Genomic DNA, 4,211 nt, shown 5'->3' with positions numbered 1-4,211 from the left:
CTGCCGCTACTGATAGCGCCGCCCTTACATCATCAGCAAACCATTGGCGTTCATAGTGCAGCAATGTATTTAAACCGGGCATAAAATTATATAAACGCGACAGCACTTTAGTTTTCCTGCTAATAGTTACAACGTTTTGATAGTAAATTTAATATTCAAATAAGTATAGCTAGGACGGCGGTTATTTTAATAAATTGCAGGTGATTATTTATCAAGATATTAAATTTATAATTTGGCAAAAAAGTGAAAATTGAATTTTCCTGAGGTGTCTTTTAATCAGCTTATGTGCGTAGTATTAATGTACTGATATTGAGCACCTCAGGAAATCACTAAATCTAAAATCTAGTTTTAAATTTTTTAAGATTATTTAGCACCACATGCCGGATATAACTCAAGTACTTCTGTTACTACTTGTCCAAATAAAGCTTGTTCTTGCTGTGTTAAATCTATAGCAGGAATAAATGGCATTGTGTCTGTTAATTCCGAGGTAATGATTTGATAAAAGGTCATCGCTGTAAGGACATTCCCAGCATAGGATGCATGATTACCGTCGGCACTATGAAGGTTTATACTAGGCATTATTTCTAATACTCGATTCCATACAAAGCCAACAGGCGCTATGCAGCTAGGTTGTTTTTGACTGATTGCTAAATGGAGGTCGTAAACCAGCTTTGCTTCTGCGGGATCCCCTTTTTGAGGATGCTCTGGAAATAAAATAGGTGTAATTTTATGCTCTTTTGCGTTCGAGATTAATCGCTCAGTTGCACTTGTAGGGTAGTCAGTCGAACCTGATTGTGAGTACTTTTGGCCTTGAAAAATTGCATGACTCCAGTTATCACTTTTTAATTTATCGACATTCGCATTTACTGCGACTATTTCATCTAAAAATCGACCACTAACAGTCGTTATTTTGACTGAAGTGCTAGGTAACTGGTTTGTAATAATTATTTCTAATAAGCCCCCTAACTGTGAACTATGGCTATTACCATAGATAATTATTTTGTAGTCACTTAAGGGACTGTTATTAATAACCGCTTTTGATTGTGGTATTTCAATGCTTTCAGCCTCTTTTGTTTTACTTCCCCCAGAGCCGCATGCTGTTAATAATAGTAATGATAATGTGATTGATATTGTTGTTATGTATTTTAGAGACATTGTTAATCCTTTTTTCGTACCAATTATAAGTACGGCTTTAGAATACTAGACATTTTATAACCAAGCTGCAAGGTTGCTGGTTTTTAGTGCAATGTATGGTGCTTAGTTTGTGCGCTAAAAGTGAAGTGCGGGAGGTTGGTATTGTTTAAGCGGTATCTAAATTTTAGTTTGGAGTATTATTCAATGATAATTTTATTGCTTTAAATAAATATTTAGTTATAAAAATTGTGCGATGTTTTAACACAAGTGCCACTTTTTTGTAGACGTAAAAAAGCCTGCATAAAAGCAGGCTTTAGTTTTTAGGGAAAATTAAAATTTAGCGCGAATACCAAAGCTGTAACGGCGATCCGCTTCAGTGTACTTCCAAGCACCACCTAGTTCAGATAGGTAAATAGAAGGCTCGCCCGTTAAGTTAGTCGCATTACCTACTAAGGTCACGTTTTCGTTAATATCCCAACTTGCTGAGAAGTCTAACTGGCCGCGGTCGTCACGGTAGTTATTACCGTAAACAGTACCTTCTGCTGAAATACTGCCGTCTGAGTTAATATTTTCTACACGTTTCTCGTTTTCAGTATCTAAGAAACTGTCACGGTAGTTATAAGCTAGACGAGTAGAGAAACCTTCGTATTCCCAAAATACTTGTAAGTTATACGTATTTTTAGAAATATCTAATAACGGGTTACCGTTTGGTTGCTCGCTGTCTGCGTATGTGTAGTTTGCGTTAATGCCTAAGCCAGAAAATGCACCAGGTAGGTCTGTAAAGAACTGTTGATAACCAACTTCAAAGCCTTGTACTGAGCCGTTTTCACCGTTTACATTTTTAACAGTATCGATACCCGTTAGTCCTGCGTCACGTAAGCCTGCTACATGGTTAAAGCCATCAGCATCTACTGGGAAGTCAGTTGCATCCGAGTAAACTAGGTTATCTTGTGAAACACCTGCAACGTCAAGCTGACATACTTGGTTCCATTGAGTTACGTTTTGGCCTGTTGAAGTGCTAGATGCAGCTACACAGCTACTTTCGTTACTTAAGAAAGATTCAACATCTTTATAAAATACTGCGAAAGAAATTACGTTACCTTGGTCAAAGTAATGCTCTACAGATAAGTCGTATTGCGTTGCACGGTATGGTTCTAAATCAATAGAGCCTTGCGTTGCACCTGTAATGTCGTTATTAACGTCAAATGCAGGGCTTAGTTCGCTAAAGTCAGCGCGGCGCATAACTTTTGCAGCAGCAAAGCGGAATAATGTTTCGTCTGAGTAGTTATACGTTACGTTTAAGCTTGGTAAAAAGTCGCTGTAGTCATTGTCGCCAGTTACTTTTTCGCCATTAAGAAATACGCTTGATTCTAAATCTGTAGTTACATAACGACCACCCACAATTGCAGTGATGTTATCAAAGTCTAAGTAGGCTGATATATACACGGCAGCTGTATCTTCAACTACGTTACGGTATGCGCTTTCTTGGAACTCTTGGTTATCTGAAAGACTACCTGTTGACGCTAAGTTAGTACCTGCAAGTAACTGCTGAAGCTGAGCGTAAGTATTGGCCGGGTTAGATAAACCGTTGTAGCTTAAAAAGGTTAGTAGGTCGTTTTGTCCCGAATGACCTAGTTGGTCAAAAGAGTTGTCGTGGCTAACTGTTGTAAAGCTATTTGAAAAAGCAGCGTTGTAGTCATCAACCCATAAAGTGGCTAACGAACCGTCTGAGTCGTTAAATGCATTTTTATAAATGTCTTTAATTTCTACTTTGTATTGCTCATATTCGTAATCGCGGTTAGTAACACGTACACCCGCTTTTACTTTAGATACCCAGCTTAAGCTGCTGAGTGGCTCAAACATTTCAACATCAAAACGAATAGCTGTTTCGTCATTGTCTGTTCTTCTATCTTCACTTTTAAACGTACGAAGTGCTAAGTTTTGTGGGTCAGTAAATGCATTAGGATCTGAATGAATGATGCTTGGTAATTTATTACCGTCTTGAGAGAATGCACCATCATATAAATGATTTGTTAGCTGAGTTCCGCCACTTGCTTCAAATGTTGATTTTTCGATTGGGCGAAGTGTAAATTCAGAATCAGGTCTTACGCTTTCTGATGATGCTACCGCAATTTCACCAGAGATTTTGATGCTGTCAGTAAGGTTCCACTCTGCACCAAGTGCATTTGAAAACGAGTCAGTTTCACGAAAGTCACTGTATGTTTTAGGAATACCAAATTCGTTTGTTAACGTGTAATTATTTACGCCGTTAGCATCTTGAGTTGTATTTGCATCTGTTGATAGTGAACCTGCGACACCTAAAATAGAGTTACCAGCTTGTTCACCTGAGCGCTTTGTGCCGCTTAAATCAAGATACACCATGCCATTACCTGATTGTGGTGCCCATTGAAGAGATAAATTTACAGCAGTTCGTTTACGTTGTTCTACATATTGTTCAACACTGTGCTCGTCTCTTACGATAGCGTTGCCACTAGGTGTATTACCTTCTTGGCCATTAATTTCGATATCTTGAGGTTTAACACGGCTAGATGTTTCATCTTGGCGAATTTCGCGATCTTGGAATGAAAACATAGCAATGGCACCAAAGGTACCCATTTCATCAAAGTCCCAGTTGTTACCAATTGAACCACTAAAAATAGGAGCTACATTTTCTGTTTTATCAGCGTATTCGCCATCTAATGAAACTGCGCCAGTTAGTTTATCTAACTCTAATGGGCGAACTGTTTTTAGGCTAACTGTTCCGCCTAATGCACCCTCAATCATATCGGCAGTAGGAGACTTAACTACTTCTACTGTTTTTAAAAAGCTTGATGGGTAATCTTGCAAGCTAATGCCGTCACGAGAGTCACCAATAGTAGAGCGACCATTTAATTCAACACGGTTTTGAGGTAAGCCACGAATCGAAACACTGTCACCCACACCAAAATCGGTATTAATAGATACGCCAGTAATACGTTGCAACGCTTCTGCAATATTATTATCTGGTAACTTACCAATGTCTTCAGCAACAATTGCATCTACAATACGTCCGTCAGTACGCTTAAGCATAGCGGCGG

General features: G+C 38.7%; 2 protein-coding genes. Both read right to left on the bottom strand.

The genetic code is table 11. From position 1 onward, the window contains the following. Window positions 1-363: 363 nt before the first annotated feature. Complete coding sequence (locus L652_RS0100700; protein ID WP_024594754.1) at window positions 364-1,155, bottom strand: hypothetical protein; 792 nt, start codon at window positions 1,153-1,155, stop codon at window positions 364-366. Window positions 1,156-1,464: 309 nt separating this feature from the next. Further along, the coding region (locus tag L652_RS0100695) for a TonB-dependent receptor (RefSeq protein ID WP_024594753.1) at window positions 1,465-4,211 on the bottom strand (2,747 nt) is incomplete at its 5' end.

Origin of the sequence: Pseudoalteromonas sp. TB25, assembly GCF_000497995.1 — a bacterium.
Classification (GTDB): Bacteria; Pseudomonadota; Gammaproteobacteria; order Enterobacterales; family Alteromonadaceae; genus Pseudoalteromonas; species Pseudoalteromonas distincta.
This window is presented reverse-complemented; position numbering and strand designations above follow the sequence as displayed.

Bases quoted from the DNA above. Each gene is read 5' to 3' on its own strand.
- L652_RS0100700 (WP_024594754.1), bottom strand. From the start codon at position 1,155: ATGTCTCTAAAATACATAACAACAATATCAATCACATTATCATTACTA.